At 40.3% G+C, this 22,439-nt stretch carries 17 protein-coding genes, 1 pseudogene and 1 riboswitch; of the genes and pseudogenes, 3 read left to right on the plus strand and 15 right to left on the minus strand.

Annotated elements, in window-relative coordinates; translation table 11 throughout:
* Positions 1–131: 131 nt before the first annotated feature.
* The 11 genes and pseudogenes from M3600_RS04365 to M3600_RS04415 form a co-directional block, all read right to left on the minus strand.
* Positions 132–1,313, minus strand: coding sequence for a NupC/NupG family nucleoside CNT transporter (locus tag M3600_RS04365; protein ID WP_233315737.1), 1,182 nt, complete (start codon positions 1,311–1,313; stop codon positions 132–134).
* A gap of 371 nt (positions 1,314–1,684) precedes the next feature.
* Entirely contained in the window at positions 1,685–2,986 is a 1,302-nt protein-coding gene (locus M3600_RS04370; RefSeq protein ID WP_233315738.1) for a nucleobase:cation symporter-2 family protein, read from the minus strand.
* 4 nt (positions 2,987–2,990) lie between these two features.
* Positions 2,991–3,599, minus strand: coding sequence for a xanthine phosphoribosyltransferase (locus M3600_RS04375; RefSeq protein ID WP_233315739.1), 609 nt, complete (start codon positions 3,597–3,599; stop codon positions 2,991–2,993).
* Between the two features lie 114 nt (positions 3,600–3,713).
* Positions 3,714–3,815, minus strand: a riboswitch (purine riboswitch).
* A gap of 189 nt (positions 3,816–4,004) precedes the next feature.
* The gene (locus M3600_RS04380; RefSeq protein ID WP_251644803.1) at positions 4,005–9,122 is read right to left on the minus strand and encodes a PA14 domain-containing protein; all 5,118 of its coding nucleotides are present in this window, start codon (positions 9,120–9,122) and stop codon (positions 4,005–4,007) included.
* Between the two features lie 283 nt (positions 9,123–9,405).
* A pseudogene (locus M3600_RS04385) lies at positions 9,406–10,008 on the minus strand (response regulator).
* The gene (locus tag M3600_RS04390; protein WP_237941959.1) at positions 10,005–11,138 is read right to left on the minus strand and encodes a sensor histidine kinase; all 1,134 of its coding nucleotides are present in this window, start codon (positions 11,136–11,138) and stop codon (positions 10,005–10,007) included. The pseudogene M3600_RS04385 and the gene M3600_RS04390 overlap by 4 nt, the downstream one beginning before the upstream one ends.
* A 9-nt stretch (positions 11,139–11,147) precedes the next feature.
* Positions 11,148–11,882, minus strand: a complete 735-nt coding sequence (locus M3600_RS04395) for an ABC transporter permease (RefSeq protein WP_237941960.1) — start codon at positions 11,880–11,882, stop codon at positions 11,148–11,150.
* Positions 11,883–12,785 carry an ABC transporter ATP-binding protein gene (locus M3600_RS04400; protein ID WP_237941961.1) on the minus strand — a complete coding sequence of 301 codons (903 nt, stop codon included), beginning with the start codon at positions 12,783–12,785 and terminating at the stop codon, positions 11,883–11,885.
* Between the two features lie 129 nt (positions 12,786–12,914).
* On the minus strand, positions 12,915–13,817 hold the full coding sequence (locus M3600_RS04405) for an ABC transporter ATP-binding protein (protein WP_251644804.1): 903 nt from the start codon (positions 13,815–13,817) through the stop codon (positions 12,915–12,917).
* Entirely contained in the window at positions 13,817–14,497 is a 681-nt protein-coding gene (locus tag M3600_RS04410; RefSeq protein ID WP_251644805.1) for an ABC transporter permease, read from the minus strand. The genes M3600_RS04405 and M3600_RS04410 overlap by 1 nt, the downstream gene beginning before the upstream one ends.
* Before the next feature lie 122 nt (positions 14,498–14,619).
* Positions 14,620–14,793, minus strand: coding sequence for a hypothetical protein (locus M3600_RS04415; RefSeq protein WP_233315747.1), 174 nt, complete (start codon positions 14,791–14,793; stop codon positions 14,620–14,622).
* 151 nt (positions 14,794–14,944) lie between these two features.
* Here M3600_RS04415 and M3600_RS04420 point away from each other — a divergent pair, with 151 nt between their 5' ends.
* On the plus strand, positions 14,945–15,646 hold the full coding sequence (locus M3600_RS04420) for a response regulator transcription factor (protein ID WP_251644806.1): 702 nt from the start codon (positions 14,945–14,947) through the stop codon (positions 15,644–15,646).
* Positions 15,647–17,371, plus strand: coding sequence for a HAMP domain-containing sensor histidine kinase (locus tag M3600_RS04425; protein WP_251644807.1), 1,725 nt, complete (start codon positions 15,647–15,649; stop codon positions 17,369–17,371).
* Positions 17,372–17,409: 38 nt separating this feature from the next.
* Here M3600_RS04425 and M3600_RS04430 read toward each other — a convergent pair whose 3' ends face one another.
* From M3600_RS04430 to M3600_RS04445, 4 genes are all read right to left on the minus strand, one after another.
* Positions 17,410–18,570: an MFS transporter gene (locus tag M3600_RS04430; RefSeq protein ID WP_251644808.1), complete on the minus strand. Its 1,161-nt coding sequence runs from the start codon at positions 18,568–18,570 to the stop codon at positions 17,410–17,412.
* 112 nt (positions 18,571–18,682) lie between these two features.
* Entirely contained in the window at positions 18,683–19,885 is a 1,203-nt protein-coding gene (locus M3600_RS04435; RefSeq protein ID WP_251644809.1) for a SpoIIE family protein phosphatase, read from the minus strand.
* Between the two features lie 20 nt (positions 19,886–19,905).
* The gene (locus tag M3600_RS04440; protein WP_233315751.1) at positions 19,906–20,718 is read right to left on the minus strand and encodes an alpha/beta fold hydrolase; all 813 of its coding nucleotides are present in this window, start codon (positions 20,716–20,718) and stop codon (positions 19,906–19,908) included.
* Between the two features lie 155 nt (positions 20,719–20,873).
* Positions 20,874–21,485 (minus strand): PH domain-containing protein, encoded by a 612-nt coding sequence (locus M3600_RS04445; protein WP_251644810.1) that lies wholly within the window; start codon positions 21,483–21,485, stop codon positions 20,874–20,876.
* 234 nt (positions 21,486–21,719) lie between these two features.
* Between M3600_RS04445 and M3600_RS04450 the strand changes: the two genes are divergently transcribed.
* Entirely contained in the window at positions 21,720–22,103 is a 384-nt protein-coding gene (locus tag M3600_RS04450) for a UPF0715 family protein (protein WP_233315753.1), read from the plus strand.
* Positions 22,104–22,439: the final 336 nt, after the last annotated feature.

A 22,439-nucleotide genomic window follows, 5' to 3' on the forward strand; every position in this document is an offset into this window, starting at 1 on the left:
CCACCTCCGATAATTTCAGCCTTATTTCTATATCCGAAATAAATTCCGCCTTCCTTTATCGTAAGCTATTTTTCAGAAAAATCAATATAATAATAAAAAAAGACTGGTGTTTGGCACCAGCCTTTTAAACATTATATAAATAACCCAACTATTGTTGCAGTTAGAACAGATGATAGAGTTGCTGCAAGCAGCATTTTCAAACCAAATTTAGCAACAACATCCGCTTTTTCACCATTGATTGCCTGGATGGACCCAGAGATAATACCAATGGAAGAAAAGTTAGCAAATGATACTAGGAATGTGGAAACAATACCGACCGTCTTCTCAGACAGATTTGGAATCATTTCTTGGAACTGCAGCATCGCAACGAATTCGTTTGCCGCAAGCTTCGTACCCATAACAGAACCTGCATCAAGGATGTCATGGCCTGGTATACCCATAATCCAAGCGATTGGCGCAAAGATATAGCCTAGAATTCCTGTAAAGCCAATACCGAAGATTGCTGAAAAGAAAGAATTGATTAGTGCCAGTAAACCTACATAAGCAACAAGCATTGCCGCAACAATTAAAGCAACTCGTCCACCATCAAGAGCTCCTGCAGAGATTGCTCCGAAAATAGAATTCGTTGTAGAAACCTCTTTAATGTTGATTTCCTCGTCCTCTTCCTTTTTGATCGGGCAGAACAATGTAGAAATGATAAGGGCAGACAACGCATTAAGCAGCATGGCAATCAATACATACTTCGCAGGAATCATATTCATATATGAACCCATGATAGAAGCAGATACACTTGCCATTGCAGAAGTCGATACAACGAACAGCTTGTTGTCATTCATTTTATCCAAATGCGATTTAATCGCTAAAATAGTTTCTGACTGTCCAAAGAAAATAGAGTTAATGCTGTTGAAAGTTACAACCTTAGAAAGACCAGTAAGCTTCGCCAATGCTCCGCCGATATATTTGATAGCCAATGGCAGAACTCTAATATGAGTCAGCACAGACAATAATGTGGATGTAAAGATAATCAGCATCAGTACATTAAGGAAAAATACACTTACTCCTTCATCAACAAGACCGCCTGTAACGAAGTCGACTCCCTCATAACCAAAGCTAAGTACTTTCGACACACCATTAGAAGTAGCTTCAATAATCTTCAAGCCAAAAGTTGTCTTGAACATCACAACAGTTATTAATAATTGCATAACAATCATAATAAGAATCGCTTTAAAGTTAACGGCCTTTTTATCATTTGACAGAAGATATGACAAGCCCAATGTTAAAAGCAGCCCAATTATTCCTATTAAAATAGACATTTCCCTTTCCCTCCTGGATGTTATTCACAAATGTTGAATAATAGATTCGCACATAGTACACAATTTTTTATGATACTGGAAAGGAGCAGGAATGTCACTGCTTTTAAGCAAATAAACAAAAGTTCTATTCTTCAAAAAAGTATAGTAAATTCACAAGATTTATATAGTTTTGTGATTCAAACAATTGTTTATCCCCCCTTTTATTGGAGAGAATTTGAATTATAGAATTAAATCAGTGGAGATGTCAAATGTTAGTCTTGTTTTATTGTTTTTTTCTATTTGTCTGATTATTTTTGAGCACCTTTATCAAATTGAAATCTTAGGAACTGGATAACAAAAAACCCCTCCAATTAATGAAGGGGCTCCTTAAATCATGCAGTCTTTTCTTCTGCTTTAACTGCTGGTTTTCTGTTTGGCAATAGATTAAACAAGATGTTCAGCACAATAGCTGTAACACTTCCTGCTACAATGCCGCTTTCTGTCAGAATGCGGATTGTTTCAGGCATTTCTTTGAAGATATCTGGCACTACTGTCACACCAAGACCTAATCCGACTGAGCATGCGACAACAAGCAGGTTTCCTTGCTGGTTGAAATCAACTTGTCCCAGCATTTTAATACCGTATGCACAAACCATACCGAACATCGCTAACGATGCTCCCCCCAGCACTGCTGTTGGGATTAGGGTTGTGACTGCTGCTACTTTAGGCAGGAAGCCTAGGATAACAAGGATAATACCAGCAGAGAAAATCGCGCTTTTTGTTTTTACTCCTGTCAGCTGTACAAGCCCGACGTTTTGTGAGTAAGCTGTGTATGGGAAGGAGTTGAACACACCGCCAATTACGCTGGCAATCCCTTCAGAACGATATCCTCTTGCAAGGTCCTTTTCTGATACCTTTGTTTTTGTGATATCGCTAAGAGCTAAATATACACCAGTCGATTCAATAAGGCTGACAATTGCTACAAGTGTCATTGTTAAGATAGCTGAGAAATTAAATGTCGGCATTCCGAAATAGAATGGCTTTAAGCCGTGAACCCAGGAAGCTTCCCCAACTTCAGCAAAGTTGACTAAGCCCATGAACGCTGCAACAATTGTTCCAACGATTAATCCAATTAAAATGGAGATAGTTTTGATAAAGCCTTTTGCGTATTTGTTTAGCAACAGGATAAACACTAACACACCGAAAGACAACAGCAGGTTTTTCGGATCACCGAAGTCTGCACTGCCTTCGCCGCCTGCCATATCCTTAATAGCGACAGGAATCAATGTTAAACCAATGATGGTTACGACAGAGCCTGTCACAACAGGCGGGAAATATTTAACTAGCTTACTAAAGAAGGAAGAAATAATAATAATGATAGCTCCTGAAACGATAATCGCTCCGTATATAGCAGTTACTCCATGATTTGCACCGATTGCAATCATCGGTCCTACTGCTGTAAATGTACAGCCAAGCATGACTGGAAGACCAATCCCGAAGAATTTATTTTTCCAAACTTGCAGCAATGTAGCGATACCGCATGTCAGCAAATCAATTGATACTAAATAGGTTAATTGTTCAAATGTTAAATTCAGCGCTCCGCCAACAATCAATGGAACTAGCACTGCTCCGGCATACATTGCCAGAACGTGTTGAAAGCCTATTGACCATGTCTTTAAAGATTCCTTGCCCATATAATTAGTAACCTCCTGAATAGATGCTTTGCACTTCTCTGTCTGCAGCAAACTTCACTTTTCCTTCTTGCAGGGAAGCGATTCTTGCCAATGACTCCAAACGATATCCTTTTTTAAGAATCTCATCAGCACCAGGCTGGAAGGACTTTTCAATCAAAATACCGATACCGCTCACCTCAGCGCCAGCTTGTTCTACTAAATCTGCCAGACCGATTGCTGCCTGTCCGTTTGCAAGGAAGTCATCAATAATTAAGACACGGTCTTCCTTTAAAAGATATTTTTTCGATACAGTAATCTCATTGGATTCCTGCTTTGTAAAAGAATAAACAGTCGATGTATATAAATCGCTTGTTAACGTCAAAGATTTTCTTTTTCTCGCAAAAATGACGGGAACATTCATCGCTAGGCCCGCCATAATAGCAGGTGCAATGCCGGAAGATTCAATCGTTAGGATTCTTGTGACTCCTGCGTCTTTAAACCTTCTTGCGAACTCTAAGCCAATCTCATTCATAAGCTGTGGATCCATTTGATGATTGATGAAAGAGTCTACTTTAAGCACATTGCTGTCGAGCACAATGCCTTCTCTTTCAATTTTGTCTGTTAGTAGCTTCATTGCGTTCATCCCCCTGAAAAATAAAAAGGAGAACAGCACGTTTACTTAAAAAAGAGTAAGCGTGCTGTTCTCCAGCAGAATTAATGACACTATTCCCTAAAGAAAATAGCATCCTATTATTAATAGCTTACTCGTAGTCAGATAATTTCCGGTTATCTGGTAGAAACTCGCAGGCCATATCCCTGCTATTATACGAGATGAATATAAATGTTATATAGAAATTATATCCGAAGATTGGACTTTTGCAAACTGAATTTTTACAAAAACGAAGAATATTCGACAAAGTCCAACACGGAAGCACAAGATAAAAACCTTGCTGTCACTGTTTTTAGCCGGTTTTTCAGACTAATGCTGGGAAATGCAACCAAAAGAAGAAGCCGCCAAATTTATCGGCGGCTTTTCCTCTTATTTATATCTTGGTATGTCAAGGGTAATACTATATGACTCTAGTATATTATAAATATTATACATGCTGGATGTTTGCTTAGATGCCCAGCCAATATCTGTTGCATATTGGTGTGTAGCATATCCATTTGCAGCTGCTCCGACAGGATTCCATCTCATTTCATATATAGTATCTTGACCTCTGTCAATATAGTCTTTTCGCACAAATTCAGCACCGCCAATAATAGCTGCTTCTGGTGTAAACCAGCCTGCGCTGTACGCGAAAGCTGCTCCGCCTGAAACGGCATTATTGTCTGTTGCGCCAATTCCGTACATATTGTACACTGTCTTGCCATTGTATGTGACACCTTTTGCAAGCTGGCTCGTTCCGTTTCCTGTTTCCAAGAAGGAGTGTGCCATCAAGTAAACGGCGTTAACGCCATACTGCTCTGCAGCTTTTTGGTAGCTGCTTGCTTTTCCAGCAAGTATACCTTTTCCACTAAGAACCTTCTCATTCACTTCATCCACACTGATTGTACCCGGATCAGAAAGCTTAGCAAATTGCAGCTGTGCTTTCAGCGTTCCCTGGAAGTTAGATGGGTTGATATAATACTTCAGATCCGCTATGGAAGGCGGAACCCATCCGCCAAGCTTCATCCAGTTCATGCCGTCCGTGCCCTTTACTGTGCTAAGGACTGTGAAGTCACTGTCTCCTGCTTGGAAGCGAAGATCATGTGCACTGTAGTTCGCCCCCGGACCTGTACGAATATTCCAGCCGCCCTCAACAGCTAATCTGCCATTGCTTTTCGTATAAAAAGCATCTTCACGCAAGTAGATGTCATAGCGTTTGTCTGTTTTTGGAGCGGAATTGCTCTGGATTGTCGTCATTTGGTCAAGGGTAAGAGAAAAGTCACTGTATGTTTTAATTACTTCTTGCTTCACCGATTCGCTTATATCAAGGCTGATATTTGCGTTGCCAGTGCTCTCGAAATACTTGATTGTTACAGTGTGGTATCCTTTGTCCATGTACTTCGCTTTTACTTCTCGCTCGCCCTTCTTCGCTACCCATGAATCGATGATAGTCTTTCCATCGACAAGCAGAATGACACCGTCATCTGCATTAACAGTGAAGTCATAGTTCGTGCTCTTAGAGAAGTAGACTTGCTTGCTCATAACTGCTGAGAAGTTATCATTTGGAATACTCTTAGCAGGCGAGCCTGAACCCCAATTGAAGTTCACGTCAGATTCCTGATCGACTTCCACAAGTCCTGTGGAAGATACAGGACTGCTTGGATTAATGACGTTCGGATAATATTGAACTGTCCAAGTATCCTTATTGATTAAGCTGTTCTCATTGAATGGGGTAATCGTAAAGTCAATATTCGATTTGCCTGTCTGTTCAAGATATCTAACCTCAATCCAGTGAATATCTCCTTCTGCCCCATTCTTGACAGAAAGCTTAACTGCATCATTTTTGCTGTTGCCAGCACTCCATCTGTCGATCACAACTTTGCCGTCGACAAGCACTTGCACTCCGTCGTCAGCAATTGTGTTGATATAATAATCGCCAGCAGTCAGGCGCTTCGCCGTAACATAACGTGCTGAATAGTTATTAGCAGGCACATTTGCCATCGGCGCATCATAGCCGAAATCTTCTGTAAAGCCGTTGTTGCTGTTCGGATTGAGCACTTTCGCATTCACAGGAGCACCAGATGTTTCCATATTGTCATAATAATAGACAATCCAGTTTCCAAATGGGACTATATCAGCAAACAGAGATGCTTTTCCGGTATTTTCATAGTATTCAGCAGTAACGGTATGATTACCGCTAGAGACCTTCGGCAATGTTGCACGGTGAATGTCTCCTGAAGAGTTCGTCCACTTATCGATAAACTTGCTGCCATCAAGGCTCATGCGGATGCCGTCATCAGCAAACGCCTGTGCAAAGTAATCTTGTCCGCCTGCAATCAGTTTTCTGAAGCGAGCAGAGAAGTTATCTGCAGAAAGGCCTGAGATGGACTGCCCCGTACCCCAATTATAGCGAATGGTATCAAGCTTATTGCCGGATGTCGCTCCGCCTGCTATATTTACATAATTTCCAGACAATGTGCTGTTCGGATAGAATTGACCGAACCAGCTGTCCTTCTCAACTTCCTTATCTGCGTTTTGCAAATAGAACTCAAGACCGCTGCCGCCTGTCTGATCATAGTATTGAATTTCAATGGTATGAACATTTTTGTCAGAAGCAGAAGCTGAAGTGCGATCATTAACTTGAATAATATCAGTTGTTTCACTCTTCCAATAGCTGCTTGATTTCCATCTGTCCACAACAAGATTGCCGTCAAGATAAACACGAATTCCATCATCTGCTCTTGTGCGCAAAATATACGAACCGGCAGTTATCCTTTGTGCTGTCTTGTAGCTTACAGAGAAGTTGTCTGCATTAATCCCTGCAGTTGGTGAGCCTGTGCCATTTTCCACCTTCAGACTTTGTCCATTTCCAGAAACAGTCTTGACAGACTTAGGCATACCAGTCAGAGATGTATTGTTATAATAGGATGCAATCCAGTTTCCGAATGGTGCCACAGTTGCTGCGATTCCTGCATTGTTGGTACTTTCATAGTAATCAACAGTCAAACGGTGATTTCCAGTGCTTAAACCTGTGATTGTTCCAAAATCTGATTTTCCGGAAGAATTGCTCCAGCGGTTAATGACAGTCTTGTCATCAACGGTTGCTCTTACTCCGTCATCTGCATATGTTTGAATAACATAATCCTTGCCGCCCTCAATGAGCTTCATGAACTTAGCAGAGAAGTTGTCTGCATTCACTTCTGTATAAGGCTTGCCTGTTCCCCAATTATGAAGAAGCTCCTTCACCTTAGTGCCTGCAGTAGCACCGCCGACTGCTTTTACCGGTGTTCCAGACTGACTCGTATTATTGTAGTAAAGCTCTAGCCAGCTGTCCTTTTCAAGCTCATCACTCGCAGGATGCAGATAAAATTCCAATCCGCTGCTTTTTGTCTCCTCATGATACTCAATTCGTATGGTGTGAATATCTTTATGGTCTGCATTCCCTGTTGTATGATCCTTTACAGAGATGACATGAGTCTGTTCGCTCTTCCAGTAGCTGCTTGACTTCCAGCTGTCGACTGCAAGCTTGCCGTCAATATAAACACGCATTCCGTCGTCAGCTCTTGTACGTAAAATATAGTCGCCTGCCTTAATTCTTTGGGCAGTTGAATAGCTTGCGGAGAAATAATCGCCGCCAACCGCACTAACAGGTGAACCATATCCGTTCTCTACCTTCAAGGAAGTGCCGTCACTTGAAATTGTATTTTGTGCTGCCGGGAAGCCGCTTAAATTCGTATTGTTGTAATACCAGGCAATCCAGTTGCCCAGCGGCACTGCGTCTCCCGCTACTCTTGCTCTGCCGCCTGCTTCCATATAATCGACTTGAAGCAGATTATTGCCGGATGCAAGATCCGTAATAATTCCTGTATCCATTATTCCAGAGGAGTTGCTCCAGCGATTGATGACGGTGTTGCCATTTGCCTTTGCACGAATTCTGTCATCGGCATATGTCTGGATATAATAATCCTTGCTGCCATCAAGAAGCTTATAGTAGCTTGCTGTGAAATTATCCTCATTGATGTTTGGATACGGCTTGTTCTTATCCCAGTTATGGAAAAGCTGGCTCTGCTTTGTTCCAGCAGTAGCGCCTCCCTCAATAACAGAAGCAAGCCCGCTTAAAGAGGTATTGTTATAATATAAACCAAACCATTTATTAGCTGCAGCCTCTTGTTGAATAGTATTCAAGTAAAATTCAAGGCCGCTGCCGCCTGTTTTCTCATAATACTCGATCGTAATTTCATGGACATCCTTCTTAGAAGCATCACTTGTGCTCTTGTCCTTTATTTCGATCATATGCGCTTGTTCACTTTTCCAATAGCTGCTTGATTTCCAGCTGTCTACAGCCAATTTGCCGTCAATATAAATCCGCATGCCGTCATCAGCACGAGTTCGCAAGATATACTTGCCGGCCTTTATATGCTGAGCTGTTGAATATCTCACAGAGAAGTTATCCTTGCCAATGCCTTCTATCGGGGATCCTGAACCGTTTTCCACCTTGAGGGACTTGCCGTTTCCTTGAATAACATTCTGTCTCTTCGGAGTTCCGCTTAAAGAGGTATTGTCATAGTACCAGCCGATCCAGTCGCCAAATTCAACTGCTTCAGCAGCAAATCTCGCTCTGCCAGTCGCTTCAAGGTAATTTACCTTCATCGTCTGTTCTCCAGAGCCAACATTTGTTGCGACACCTGTATTAATAGCGCCGGATGAGTTGTAGTTTTGCTTGATTACTGTCTGACTCCCAATTTTCACTTCAATCTGATCATCTGCATAAGATTGGACAAAATAATCCTTGCCACCAGCCAACTTCTTTAAATAAGTTGCAGTGAAGTTGTCAGCAGGCAGGCCGTCCGCAGGGCTTTCACGCCCCCAGTCTTTCAGGAGCTGATCTAGCTTAGTGCCAGCTGTCGCTCCGCCTTCCACTAATGCGGGAGTGCCAGAAAACGATTTATTAGAATAATAGAGTCCTAGCCAGCTGGAATCCTCTGTTTCATCCTCATATGGATGAAGATAAACCTCAAGGCCGCTGCCGCCAGTCTTATCATAGTATTCTACCTTTATGCGGTGAAGCTGTTTGTTGGATTGACCGCTAATGTCTGCGACTGTAATCACTTTGGACTTCTCACTTTTCCAATAGCTGCTTGCAGTCCAGTCATCCACAACCTTCTTGCCATCCACATAAACTCTAATGCCGTCATCTGCCCTTGTCCGCAGGATATACTTCCCTGCAGGCATCACTTGGTCGGACTGATAAACAGCAGAAAAGTTGTCGCTGTTCACTCCGGTTGCCGGAGAATTAGTGCCGTTCTCTACTTTCAAGCCAAGCTCATTCTGGGAAATCTCCTCTTTTACGACAGGAGTTCCTGACATGCTCGTATTGTTATAGTAGCTAACAGACCATTTTGCAGCAGTTGCTGCTTCTGCATCATGACTAGCCGGAATAAATAACCCCGAAATTCCGAATGCTAAAGCCATAAATGTTACGGGTAAAAACTTCTTAATCCAAGACACCTCCTAAAAAGATTCGTCTGATAAAATAGTCTTAGCGATAAACCCTCTATAATTATGCAATATTACCCGAAATTTGTTAATAATTCTTTTGAAGCACCTACCAAAAATAGTACGATATACTCATAGATTTTGGATAAATATGAGAAAATATGTATGTTTTTGTCAAAAAATTATATTTAATGGGAGTTTTATAAATTGGTAGTCGGATAGGTATAAAGAGGTGAGGAGGCAGCATAAAAAGCTGCCTTAAAAGATGGACAGTAAATAAAAGTAATAAATTGGTTTATATCCAGCCATTATTTTGCGCCTTTGAAATTGCTTCAATTCTGTTTTTGACTTCTAATTTATTTAATACTTCAGAAATATAGTTGCGGATAGTGCCGGAAGAAAGATACAAGGTCGAGGAAATTTCTTGGACAGTTTTTCCTGCAGCCACGAGAGCTAAAATCTATTGTTCTCTTTCTGTTAATGGATTTTCTGTACCTATGCTGCCAAAAATCAATTCAGAGGCAAACTCTCTTTTTCCCTTCATAACATTGCGAATCGCTTCTGCCAGGTCCTCACTTGGTCCGTCCTTAAGCAAGTAGCCGTGAACATTTGCTTTTAACGCTTTTTCAAAGTAGCCTGGTCTTGCAAATGTGGTCAGGATAATAATTTTTATTGCAGTATTTTTTCTTTGCAGCTCTTCAGCAACCTCCAGACCGCTCCTAACAGGCATCTCAATATCCAACAGACAAACATCTGGAGAGAGGGTTTCAATCAGCTCAAGGGCTTCTTTTCCATTAGCAGCCTGCCCTATCACATCGATATCCTCTTCAAAACTTAACAGAGTACCTAAAGCTCCTCTCAGCATTCTCTGATCTTCAGAAATAATGACTGTAATCAAATTATCTCCTCCTTCCGATCCTTGATAACAATTGGGATGTTAATAGTAAGCAGCGTTCCCGCTTCTGATGACAAATGCAAGTTTCCTTCCAGTATCTCCAGCCTTTCCTTCATGCCCTTCAGCCCATTTCCGAACCAATTGCCCTCAGGTATACCCTTGCCATCATCTGTTATACTCACCGTCAGCTGTCCACTGCTGTTCTTAATTTTTATATGACAATTACTCGCACTGCTATGCTTCACTACATTTGTGACCGCCTCTTTTAAACAAAGGCTGACAATATTTTGTGTCAGTGCTGAGATGTCTTCATACTCATTGAGGCTTGCGTCTATATGGCTGACAATTCCTGCAGCCTCTAGGATAGCTTGAACTTCAACCAGTTCCTCTTGTATCGTTATTGATCTCATATCCGATACCAGTTCTCTAACCTGTCTCAATGCCGAACGAGAAATTTCCTCCATTTGCTTTGCCTCATTTTTTATCAAATCCGGCGACTTAACTGCCATCTTGCCAATCAGCTGACTTTTCAGTGTCAGCAATGATAAAGTATGGCCTAACGTATCATGTAAATCGCGGGCAATTCTTACTCTTTCCTCTCTTTTTACGAGCTCTTTAATTTGCTTATTTGCTGCATCAAGCTGCTGCTCTAATTCCATTCTTCTATCCATTGAGCGAATGCCGAATGGAGACACAAGCATGATAACAAGAAAAGGAATATAGTAAAGCAGACTACGGAAAGATATTGTCTCCCAGTGGTACAAAATCGGGATAATAAGCACGCATGCAAAGAAGCTGAGAGCTTTGGAGAATGACCGTTTGTTTGCATAATAACCAATAAAGTGGGCTGGAAAGAAACCCATAAATAACACATTTAAGTTATAAAACATACTTAAGATTAAGATGACAGCAAGTTGAATGGTCAGCCAAAAGGTATAGCCCCTTTTCTTGATAAGAAAGTAAAGCTGTCTGTAGGAGATCAGAAATAAACCAAGAAGAAAATATCCTAACACTAGTTTTGGCAATCGTTCATGTGCAATATAAACACCTGGCAAAATCATATAAACTAAGAATACATATGGAAAAAATCCAAATCTTGCAGGAAAAATCTCCAGTTTTTTAGTACTAGCCATAAATTCTCCTTATGCATATTGCCTTTTTCTAATATATATAGATAATACCATAAATAGGAAAAGGTACCCTATTATTAACAGAAAACCTTGAATTGAAGGACTGTTCCCTCTAATTATTTCCCATGCTCCTCCTGCGAAGGAATTTGACGGCAGCCATACGGAAATAGTCTGCATAAATTTCGGAAAAACTTCTACAGGCATCCACATGCCACCAGCGACTGCCAAAGCCATATAAATTAAATTGCTTATGCCAGCTGCTGTTTCTACCTTTTTCATTGAACCCACCAATGTTCCAATTGCAAGGAAAGGCAACGAGCCGAAAAGAATCCATAGCACACATAACAGCCACTGCATTGGCTCAAGGCTGACACCATTTATAATATAGCCTGCCAAAAAGATAACAAAGATCGAAAATAGATGGATAACAGTTTGTGCTGCAATCTTGGCAGCAAAATATATGCTTGTAGGCAAAGGTGTAATGTTCAAATACAAGGTCCAGCCTTCAGAGCGCTCCTGAACCATCTTGATGCCTAATGTCATAATGGAGCTTCCCATGACACTGAAGGTTGTCATCGACATTAAGTAATGGGCTTGCCACAAATCAGCATCCACATTTGGTGTGCTGACAACCTTGGTGAAGATATAATAAAAAATAATCGGCATAAGCAAAGACCAAAAAATATAATAACGGTTGCGAAACATGCGAATCAGTTCTGCCTGGCTTTGTCTGCTGAACATCTTCATTTAAACTTCCTCCTTTTTTTCCTGAAGGAGCTTGGAAAAGGCATCTTCCAATTTCCCTTGCTGAATTTCAATATCCTGGATTTTGAGCTTCATTTCGAAAATATGGTAAATTGTCTTATCTGAATCAACTGTGACAAGACTAACCCTCCCTTTCTCCCTTATCACTTCCTCTACAAATGGGATAGATTCATATATATCCAGCGCGTAATCAGCTGCTTCTTTAAAGGAAATCGTCTTTTTAGTCCATTTTGCTTTCAATTGTTCAGGAGTTCCGTCACCCACAACTTCGCCGTCACTTATCATAATAATCCTTTCTGCCGCCTCATCTGCTTCCTGCAAATAATGGGTAGTAAAAATAATTGTCTTTCCCTGACTCTTTAACGCTGCCACTGTCTCCCAGAATGCCTTCCTTGCGTTGATGTCCATACCTACTGTTGGTTCATCTAAGAAAATTAACTCCGGGTTTCCCGCGAGAGCCAAAGCAAAATGAAGCCTGCGCTTTTGGCCGCCAGATAATTTTTCTGTGCGTCTATTCCAATCCTGTTTAGAAAGACCAGTAATAGCAAGCAATTGATCAGCAGATAAAGGCTCTGGATAATAGCTTTGCACTAACTTGATAATTTCCTTTACTTTCAGACTGTCCATCACACTTGTTTCCTGAAGCATCGATCCAATTTTCTCTCTTACTTCCTTTCGTTTTGGCTCAGATTGAAACAAATGAACAGTGCCTTTTGACGGCTGTAATAGCCCAAGCATTAAGAGAATTGTCGTTGTTTTTCCCGCCCCATTTGCTCCAAGGATAGCAACTGCTTCTCCCTTCTTTATTGTAAAAGAGATATCATTCACAGCCCTTTTCTGCTGAAACTGCTTTGATACATTGGTAAGTTCGATAACCTTTTCCAAAACGTAAACCACCTCCGCTGTTGATAAACTAATTGTATAATCCTTCCACTCTCCTTTTTAGTCGTAAATGTCATGAAATAAAGATGATATTTGTCATCTCCTCAGAAAAAAGACCCCTAACTAAAGGGGTCAATCCAAAAATATCTCCTCTAAAGTCGGCTCTTCGACCTCCACACGGAAGATGTCTGTTTTGCAGGCAGTAAAGGCTCTTGTAATTTCTGCAATCTTTTTATCTTCATCCACAGTAATGAATGTCAATTTATCGCCAAACTGGACATCTGTCCCTTTGCCTTCCAACCATTGACGAAGCTTCTGTTCTTCTGAAACAGGGACAATGCTATGTCTGATTTTGACAATAATATTTGTACGGTAAAAGGCTCGCAGCTCATCCATCGTTCCAATTTTGACAATGCGTCCTTCCTTCATAATGGCAATCCTTGTACACAGCTTTTCAACCTCATCCAGATTATGAGAAGTCAAAAAGATTGTTTTGCCTTTGTTATGCAAGCTTTTAATCAGCCGCTGAATTTGAATAACGGACTCTGCGTCCATACCGGATGTTGGTTCATCTAAAAATAACAGCTCAGGATCATGAATAATCGCTTGCGCAACACCAAGCTTCTTCTTCATCCCAAAGGAGAATTTACCTGCTTTTTTATTGGCATGTTCAGCTAGGCCGACTGCCTCTAACGCTTCCATACAAGCACTTTTTTGTGCAGGCTTCCCTGAAAGAGAAGAGAAAAACCGCAAGTGCTCAAGTGCCGTAGTTGAACCATAGAAAGTAGAATAATCAGGCATCACACCGATTCTTCTTTTCACTTCTGTGGCTTCGGTATCTCCATTTAATAACGTAAATGATCCAGAAGTCGGCTTTGCAATGCCCGTCAGCATATTAATAAAAGTTGATTTTCCCGCACCATTTCTGCCAAGAAACCCAAATATCTCTCCTTTTTCCACTTTTAAGTCAATACCATTCACAACGGTTACTCCGTTATACACCTTTGTCATTTTTTGTGCTTTAATAGCTGTCATCAGCATTCCCTCCTTTTGAAGACAAGATTAGCTAAGTAAATTAGGATTCCTGCGAACAGAAGGACTACTACAAACGTATAATCCTTTTTATCGAAGTAATAATATGGATTTACATACTTCAGCCAACTAATCGCAGGATTAGTAGTGAGAACTAACCATCCCCCTAAAATAGGAAAGATTATACTTCCTATCATGCCAAAAAACATAGTAACACTTGGTTTTGGAATTAAAACTGATAAACATAGGACAAAAGCAATCTGTAATGTGAGCAGACTCATTGTCTGGGTGAATATCAAAATATTAATCTTTTTGGTAATAATGCTGATGATAAGAAATGATGTAAACAGAGAAACAAACCAAAATATCCAGATACCGAAGAATTTCCCGTAAAGAATAGAAGACCTCGACGTTTTAGTTACTAAAAACCGCATCGTCCGCTCATGTACTTCCCTGTTGATGCTATCATGGGAAAGGCTTGTAACAAACAGCTGCCCGAAAAACATAATTAAGAACATCACGCCTGCAACACTAGCTTCCTTTGTTGACAACTCCGCTATAGATGCTAATGGACCTGCGCACTTTGCAGAATAATATGCAGTAACTAAAAACAGTATAATAATCAGTATGGCTTTGACTCCTTTAAATAATTGAAAAAATTCTCTTTTGCCGATTGCAAACAAAATATTTCCCCTCCATTAAGTATCTTTATGCGTTCTTCCTCTATAATTAAGTGCCCTCCAACAGGATTATGAACAACATATGTAATATAAAAAATTCACTTCACTCCATAACTATCATTCTTTTAATTCTCATGGCTTTTTTTCTCCCACAGATGAAAGATGATCTGGCCGAACAATCCTACAATAAATAGAAGAAATAATTTATCGTAATGCTGTGCTGCAAAATCATTACCAAAATGTCTCGAAATTATAAGGAGCGCTGCTAAGGTTCCCATTACGCTGAATACTTTTTTCATTTTGTCACCTCATTTTTTAATCTATAAGGATTATATCTATCCTACCTTAACCCTGCTGAATCGGAACCTTAATTCTTCCTTAATTGCAAATAAATTACCAAAAAAATGATATGATATTTTTATATATTGTTGTATTAGGGAGATTATTTATATGGAAAATACAAGACTATTGATTGTGGATGATGAACAGGCAATCCACCAAATGTTGCGAATCATTTTGCAGAAAGAAGGGTTTGAGCGAATTGATACGGCAGAAACAGCAGAGGAAGCGCTCAGGCTTTGTGGGGTCAACAGCTACGACCTGATTTTTCTGGATGTGATGCTTCCAGACCGAAGTGGTTTTGAAATATGTCCTCTCATCAGAGAAAAAACGAATGCTAAGATTTTCTTCCTGACAGCAAGGTCTACTGATCTTGATAAACTGTCAGGCTTTGCGTTAGGTGCTGACGATTATATCACAAAACCATTTAACCCTCTTGAAGCAGTGGCGAGAGTGAAAGCCCATTTAAGGAGACATAAAGTCAGCAATGTGAAGGAAAGTGCCAATTATCAATTTGGAGATTTATCTGTCAACAGCTCTTCTGGTGAAGTTATCGTTAGAGGTGTTAAGGTGTCCTTACCAGCACAGGTGTATCAACTGCTGCTGTTCTTCTGCCAGCATCCTAATCAGCTCTTCAGTAAAGCCCAGCTGTATGAAAATGTGTGGGGGGAAGATTTTCTCGGTGAGGATAACACAATTATGGTTCATATCCGCAAGCTCAGGGAAAAAATTGAACTAGACCCCAGCAAGCCCCAATTAATCGTGACAGTGAGAGGGCTCGGCTATAAATTAGCCGCAGAAGGTCGCAACTAAATGAATATGCCTAAACGATTTATATTGCAATTCTTTTTTCAGCTTCTTCTTGTATCCTCCTTTATTGCTGTCCTTATCTTTATATTTTGGGTATTCTTCGGCTACACTTTAACAAAATTAGAAGTAAACAGTGATTTAACGAAAGCTGATGTTTCTTCTATAGAAGGCTCTTTTTCCATAGATAAAGGACAAATAACAATTGAATCTGACATAAAAAAGTTAGCTAAGAAACAGGATGGCTGGATTGCTGTACTTTCTAAGGACGGAAAACTTTTAAAAACATACAACACACCAGCAGATTTTGAGTTCACTAAAACCGATTATAAATTGCTTTTATCTGAAAATCAGTCATTGCAGCAGTACGATTATAAAATCTGGACAATACGTGAGGATACAAAAAAGCCCCTGATTATTCTCTTTGGAACAGAAAACAGCAGTAAGGGTATTTTAGAGACTATTAAAAAAGAGGTAAATTGGAAGAAAAGCCAATTGGATCTTTCAGAGGCTGTTAAAAAAAACATAAAGAACAGCCAAGGCTGGGTGCAGCTTATCAATGTGGATGGGTCAACCCAGGACGGTTTTATGGCAGATAATCAGAAGGACCACTATTCTGTTTATGAGTTATTGCAGCTGACTAAAGTGGAAAACAAGGATTCTTCAGCCTATTACTATGAACAGACAGGGCAAGTTCTCCTTGTCGGCACCGAAAAAGTGGATTACGGACAAATTGAGACTGAAATGATGAAGGCCTTTGGAAGTACTGCCTTTATCATTTTTGTTGTCAGCCTCCTTCTATTATTAGCGGTGACTATTGTGTTCGGCTATAGGTTTGGCGCCCCCCTTGTTACCATCATGAATTGGATTGGAGATCTAGGCAAAGGAGTTTATGAGGATGGACATTACAAGCACTCTGTAATAATGACGAAAAAAGGAAAGCTGAAAAAGAAATATAGAATATACAAGGAATTAATTACAACCCTGACTCAGCTGACGGAGACCTTAGAGCAAAATAAACAAGCAAGAATAAAGGCGAGTAAAGTCAGAGATGAGTGGATCAGCGGTCTTTCTCATGACTTGAAAACACCGCTTGCCTCTATTGGGGGCTATGCGGAGATGCTGCAGTCAGACCAATATTCATGGTCAGAAAGTGAGGTTCGGACATTCTCTGCCACAATTGCGGAAAAGGCGCAATATATGAAGCAGCTGCTTGAGGATTTGACCTTAACATACCAGCTTAGGAGCGACGCCTTCCCTATCGCTAAGGAAAACGTAGAGATAAATGAACAAATTAGGCGAACGGTCATTCATTATGTAAATGGACCTGCTGGACAGCAATATCAGTTTGTATTCCAGCCTTATGAAGGTTCTGTAATCGCAGCAGTAGATCCGAAATGGTTTCAGCGCATTATGGAAAATCTGCTTGAAAATGCCCTAAAATACAATCCGCCAGAAACGACTGTCACGGTATCCATCCGCAAGCTTGATCAGCATTTACTGATGATTATGATTGAGGATGACGGTGTTGGCATGGATAATGAAACATTGAACAGGCTGTTTGAGCGCTACTACAGAGGAACAAACACAAGCAGCTCTAATAATGGGACTGGACTTGGCATGGCGATAACGAAAAAGCTGATTGAACTCCAGGGCGGCTCCATCAAGGTAAAAAGCGAACTTGGTAAAGGTACTTATATTCGCATTCTCCTTCCGCTTGCTGATGAATAAAAAAGGCTTCTTCCCAATAGGAAGAAGTCTTTTTTCCATTATGCTGTCTTCGTCTTCACAGCTCTAAGCTGAACAAACAGCAAGACAAATCCGACTACTGTAATGATTGGTGCCACCAGAACAAGATCTTGAAGTGGCAAATAAGTAACCGACAAGCCTCCTGCAAATGCACCGCCGGCATTGCCGAGATTCATTGCCGATTGATTTAGCGTGCTTGCAATTGTTGGTGCTTCTGCTGACAGCCCGAGTATGCGGAACTGGAGCATTGGCACCATGGAAAAGGCAAGGACGCCGAACAGGAATATGCCTGGAATCATCAATATTGTGGAGAATTGCAGCAGATACAGAACAAAGAAGTACAGAATGAAGATAACCAATATATACTGCAAGGATAAATTAATATTCCAGTCTGCCAATTTTCCGCCCACGATATTGCCAACTGTAACTCCAAGCCCGAACACGACGAGTATCCACGATACTGCTGCAGATGGGAAGCCTGTTACATCTGTTAAAATCGGTGTGATGTATGTGAACAATGTGAACACACTGCCAAAGCAGAACATTGCAATCAACAAAGCCAGCCATAACTGATTGTTCTTGAGGACAGCAAGCTCTTTTCTTAAGTCCGCCTTTTTCTGCTCTTGCGGCTTTGGCACAAGCATATATATTCCAATAAGTGTAATAAAGCCAATGACTGCGATAATGAGGAAGCTGCTCCGCCAGCCGAGCTGCTGGCCAACAAATGTACCGAATGGCACACCGATTACATTAGCAACTGTCAATCCTGTGAACATCAATGCCATTGCGCTGGCACGGCGAGAATGCTCTACAAGACTTGCGGCCATAATTGCTCCTACTCCAAAGAACGAGCCGTGCGCCAATGACGTCAGCAAACGGGAAGCCATAAGTACACCGTAGCTTGACGCAATTGTTGCCATTAAGTTTCCGAGAATAAATATTATCATTAACAACATTAATAAGTTCTTTTGTGACATTTTATAGGTTATAAGGACAAGAATAGGGCCGCCGACTGCCACACCAAGGGCATAGCCAGTAATAAGCTGTCCTGCTGCAGCAATAGAAGAGTTAACATCCCTTGCCACTTCTGGCAGCAAGCCCATGATAACAAACTCTGTCATGCCGATTGCAAATGCGCCAATTACCAATGTCCACAATGCCACTGGATATTTTTTATTCATATAATTCCCCTTTCGATGCATCAAATAGGACCATTATATCGAAAAAAACAGCCCAATGGCTGCCTTCTCTTTAAAAAAGTAAAAAAAGAACAAGCTGCTTTTTAGCTTACCTCTACACCTCAATAAGCAAAAAGCAGCGATCATCTACCTTTATTCCTATCTCCTCATCGAGCTTTAAAAAATGGACAATTTTTTCCTTAATAGCGTGAATAGGCTCTTGTTCTTTCACCAATAAATTAAGCGTGTTAGCAGAAATGGCTTCTGTTACACCGTCTGTATATAAGAACAGTCTGCCGCCCTCTTGATAAGCAAAGCTGCTTTTTCGGAATGTTAAATCCTCAAATATGCCGATTGGCGGGATTGTTGATTTGAATTCCGTGATTTCTGTGTCTCTCCCAATCCACAACGCCGGAGGGTGACCTGCATTTATGTATTCTATCTCCTTTGTATTCGTGTCAATGGTTAAAAAGATCGCTGTACAATAATGCTTTATGCCATCACCATTGCGAAACAGAAGATGAAGCTGTGTATCAAGCTCTGCCATAATTTCCTCAGCGGTAGCGCCTTTCATAATCAACAGCTGAAACAGTGACCTGAGCGACATGGAAATCAAGGCAGACGAAATCCCATGCCCCATAACATCAAGAATGATAAATCCATACTTGCCTGGAGAAATTTGATAAAAGCTGTACATATCACCAGACAGCTCGTTTGATGACTGGTAATAAGCAGAAATGCTTATCTCCTCATTACTGAAAGGAGTGGATAAGGAAATGCCCTGAATGTTTTTAGCCAAATCCAGCTCCCTTTTGATTCGCTCCTGATATTGTTCCTTTTGTTTATTGAGTTTAATAAGCTCCTTTTGTTTAGCTTGCAATTCACAAAGAACCTTTTCAAGCTCTTTGTTTGTTTCAGCCGCTTCCTTCAAGGCTGCAGCAGCAATGTTTCTTGCCTTCAAAATCTCACTTTCAAACTCAAGTCGTTGATGCATCGGAACAAGCACACATTCAATGACAAAGACGCCTTCTTTCTTATGTCTATTTGCAAAAATCAAGGCAGGAATCTCCTCGCCGCCTTTTTTCTGCAGAGAAAAGTGCATTTCTTCAATTTTATTTTCATGACGAATTAGCGGAAAAAAATAAAGCTGGCAAAAGATCCTTGAGGGCTTCGTCAATAACTGATTCATATGCTTATTAATCAAGTCATGACGGTCAAACCCTAACAGCTCCAGCAAGGTTCTGTTAACGGACAGAATATTCCCGTTATCTGAAAGCATTAGAAAGCCGCATGGTGCTTCATCCAGTTGTCTATCCATACATCACCAGCTCCTTTCCCTTAATCAAGGGTGCCTAAATATTCTCTCATTAATTCAACCGTTTGGTCCGGATGGCTCAGATGAGGGCAGTGTCCAGCTGCATCAATTACTCTTATAAGACTGTCACGCATATTTTGATGCATATATTCACCGACTGCTTTTGGCGCAACCACATCATCTGAACATTGAATAATAAGGGATGGCACAGAAGCTTTCGCAAGTTCTTGGCGATAATCAGAGAAAAACGTAGCAATCGCAAACTGACGGGCAATAACTGGATCTGTCGAACAAATGCTGATCATCAGCTCTTCTGCAAGAGAAGGCTGGTCTTCATTCGCCATGACCATCGCAGCAAAACCTTTCGCCCAGCCGATATAGTTTTTGTCGAGCAAATCAATCAATCCGTGAAGCTCTTCCTCCTCAAATCCTCCATAGTATGGCGGCTTGTTCAAATAGCATGGTGAAGGACCAATCATGATCAGATTGCTAAAGCATTGCGGTCTTTCCAAGGATGCCAGCAAGCCGATAATGGAACTGACAGAATGGCCAACAAAAATAGCATCCTCGAGCTGCAGCTCATCGCAAATGTCGAGAACGTCCTGTACATAGCCGTGCAAGCTTTCATATTTCTCTTGATCATATTGGGAGATGTCAGATTTGCCAGAACCGACATAGTCAAACAGGACAACTTGATAGTCTTGTTCAAAAGCACTGGCTGTCCAGCGCCACATATTTTGGTCACACCCAAACCCATGGGCAAAGATCATTGTTTTGGAGCCGTTCCCACTAACTTTAACATTATTGCGATGTGTTATTTTTGGATGCTGTCCCATTTAGTCCCCTTTTACTTTTTCGTTTTAGTTGATAAGGTCATTATATGCTAAAAAGTCTTGAAAATTAAATAAAATAGTTCAAAGTTTGAATATCTTTTTTTTGAGATTTTCACTAGACAAAAAGACATCTTCCTATGAAGATGCCTGCTAGTTTATTAATTATTAATATATTTTTCAAATACGAAGCCGAAATCTTTTACATTGTATTTCTTACGGCTGTTCATGAGCCAGTTAAAAACTTGATCATTAATGTTGCGGAAATGCTCGGAAACATCTCCCTCTATTGAAGCACGCACTAATGTACTAGACGTAATTTGCAGACTTTCCTTCGCAAATTCCAAAGAAATTTCGTTTTCCTGTGTCAGTTCACTGATTCGGATTAATGCTTTATATAAATCCTTGATAGCTTCAATATGGTTTTTATGTATATCAATGCTGAATGGAACAGTTCCCATCGAAAACTTAATTTCCACATCGAGATCAATCGTGCCTGCTGTTTCCATCGACACATCAGAAATCGCATGCTCTTTATACGAATATCTTTTCAAGCTTCTCTTTTTGCTGATTGCACTCGTACCGTCAAGATGGACTAACGCCCTGTTTGTAAAGCAATATTCATCTGTCTTTGATTTAATCAAAAAGTAAATTTTTTCATTATCCTCATGAAGGATATAATCATCAGCATCTACTTTATCATAATCAGAAGGGTGAATAACACTTCCTACATCACTTAAACCTAATGCATCAGACGCGATTTTTTTAAACACGGGTGAGTTCCTCCTAAAATGGTAATCTTCTAGTATATTACTCCATTTATTTACATCCACTACTATTATTTTAGCTTATTTAAGGAAAGGTTGAAAACTATTTTTCGAAAAGTTGTGCCATTTGTATCTAGGAAGAAAGTATCTTACATAAGAAAGAATACAAACATATACTAATAATGGGGAATTTTTTGTTTATTGTAAATCTATCACACAGTCCTATCGAGGTGTTTTAATATGGAAAAGGTTTATATCGACTCTGATCTTATCGGCAGGTCATTCATCTGCTCTCTTCTATCGGCAATAACGCTTAGTCTTGTTTTTATTTTATTACGGTCAACTTATTTTTCTTTTATGGAACTTATCATTTTTTCTCTTATTATCTTTTTCTTTTATTTGTTTATCGCTACACCGCTGCAAATTAAGCTGAACCAAAAGCCTAAAAGCTTCAGTATTAAATATCTTCTCATCTATCTGATTGGCTCTGCGATTACTAATGCTGTCTTATTAATGACTATGCATCAAAATCCTTTTAATTTCCTGGAGTTTTATTTAATGGTTTTAGCTGGTGCCATTATTTTTTGGATTTATGATTCGGTTTTGCTGCAGCAGCAGGAATAGTATAAATAGTAAGGTTTTTCTTATTCCAAGATCTTAGTTTAATAGTTCTCTTCATTTTTCCTTCACAATTAATTATACTGCAACTGCCCACTTTCTTGGCAGCGTTTTCAATTCACAAACCTCTTTGCGAAACATTGAACAAAACCTTCTGGAATGCAAATCACATGATAAAATAATGCTGCATAATTAAAAGCAACCGGATTAATATTCAAGACCAAAGCCATTGGTAAAGTGCTCAAATTTTTACAACATTTCAGCTATTTCCAAAACAAACAATAAGGAGTTGAAACCGATGTCAGCAGACCAATCAGCATTTTAATTCCCATTTACTTATTC

The organism is Niallia sp. MER 6, assembly GCF_023714395.1.
Classification (GTDB): Bacteria; Bacillota; Bacilli; order Bacillales; family Cytobacillaceae; genus Niallia.